The organism is Legionella drancourtii LLAP12, assembly GCF_000162755.2.
Taxonomy (GTDB): domain Bacteria; phylum Pseudomonadota; class Gammaproteobacteria; order Legionellales; family Legionellaceae; genus Legionella; species Legionella drancourtii.
On record NZ_JH413841.1, the window covers coordinates 1 to 1,736 of the forward strand.

The following is a 1,736-nucleotide window of genomic DNA, read 5'->3' on the forward strand; positions in this document are numbered from 1 at the left end:
TTTGCTCAGTAAAGGATGATTGTTATGAAGAACATATTATTTGTGTCATTATTATTAATCGCTACACCTTTTTTAACCAGTTGCTGGTCTGTACAGAAAGGACAAAAATCTGGGATTATTGTCAAAGTCGCCAAAGAAGGTAATTTTTGGGGAACCTATGAAGGAGAAATGGTTCTAGGCGGACTTGAAAACGCAAGTGGCGTTAGTGGCCGTGCGTTTCATTTTACCTTAGGCCAATTTAACTCAGATTTAGTCAAGCAAGCAGATTTTGCCATGCAAAATAATCGCCATGTAATTATTACTTATCATTGCGATGCCTATACTTTGCCTTGGAGTGGCGAAACGAAATGTTTTGTAAATAAAATTAATATGTTGCCAGAGAAGTAAGGCGAATGAGAAATCCGTTTAAGTTAAGCCGAAAATCCCTTTTCCCCCTGGGAATGCCGCTATCGAGTTAAGGAAAGTCCTACTTCCCGCGGCTTGTCCGCGGAACATAGGAATAAGGTTTCATTTGACGTTTATGCAAGGTATCCATAAGGGTTGATGAGGATAATCATTATGGCTGGCCAGGAGCTCCCGGAGCGGTTTTCCTTTAAAATATTTCACTACCATTATCAGCAACAACACGTGTATGCCTTCCATAAATTACCAAGATCGCTTGTTTATTCTTTAATTTAAGATCTTCAGACTGAACTACGGAAATAATTCCACCTGATTTTAATTTAATGACATATTCCACGCCCCGTGTTTGGTTGTATCCATTATCAACAAAATCGCTGCTCGAGTTATCTTTAGTGTCATTGCTTTTTCTATGTAAATTAACTACACGTTTTGAAATGACGGTACCAGGAATAACTTTCTTAATTTTACCTACTTCATTGGCATCATACTCACCAGGCGGCGTTGTTTTGCAGCCCGTTAGAACAAGGCCCAAAAATACCACTAAAATGGATTTAAATACGGATTTATTGTTCATGGTAATTGAAACTCCAGTAATTGCTTGTTAATTTGCCGGGCTATTTTAGCTAATTCAGCCTCTTATTACTATTCCTTAATTTAATTGGCAATGAGGAAGACGGGGATATTTTAAATCAGTTCACCTAATAAACTACTTGCACCAATACGAAACCAGCTTTTATCAATTGTTTTATCCATCATAAATTCTGCTAATGTTGCATAATTAAACGCTTGAGTTGGTGTTTTCACGCCACCGGATACCTTAATACCACAAGGCACATTAGTATCTTTAATCGCGCTTAGCATGGTAAATACCGCAGGTAATGAGGCGCCTTGGGCTATTTTTCCAGTTGATGTTTTCAGAAAATCACAACCTGATTCAATTAAGTCTTTACTTGCATCATAAATAAGCTCTAATGCTGGAAATGCACCGGTTTCTAAAATTATTTTTGAAGTCAGATTATGGTGTTTACATAATTTAATTATTGTTTGGCATTGCTGTAGGGCCGCGTCTTTCTTGCCATCCAAATAGAGCTGGTATGGAAGAACATAATCTATTTCCGTAGCTCCTAATGTAAGCGCTTTTTCAATGACATCGCAGGAGGTGGTTAAGTCTTCATTGCCATGGGGAAAATTGATCACTGTCGCTAATTGAATCGCTTTTAATTGATGAAATTCGGATAGGTGTTTGCTGTAGACACAGATTGCTGCAACATTGTTGCAGCGCGCATCTTTATTTAATTGCGATAAAGAGGTAAGAGAGGCTTCTTCATCCAATA

General features: G+C 38.0%; 3 protein-coding genes. 1 reads left to right on the forward strand and 2 read right to left on the reverse strand.

Annotation, left to right across the window (positions count from 1 at the left end; all coding sequences use genetic code 11):
• The first annotated feature begins 24 nt into the window (after window positions 1-24).
• On the forward strand, window positions 25-387 hold the full coding sequence (locus LDG_RS13265) for a hypothetical protein (protein ID WP_006871913.1): 363 nt from the start codon (window positions 25-27) through the stop codon (window positions 385-387).
• 205 nt (window positions 388-592) lie between these two features.
• Here LDG_RS13265 and LDG_RS13270 read toward each other — a convergent pair whose 3' ends face one another.
• Window positions 593-976 carry a hypothetical protein gene (locus LDG_RS13270; RefSeq protein ID WP_006871914.1) on the reverse strand — a complete coding sequence of 128 codons (384 nt, stop codon included), beginning with the start codon at window positions 974-976 and terminating at the stop codon, window positions 593-595.
• Window positions 977-1,086: 110 nt separating this feature from the next.
• A partial coding sequence (gene deoC / locus LDG_RS13275) for a deoxyribose-phosphate aldolase (protein ID WP_040535910.1) occupies window positions 1,087-1,736 on the reverse strand: 650 nt, incomplete at its 5' end.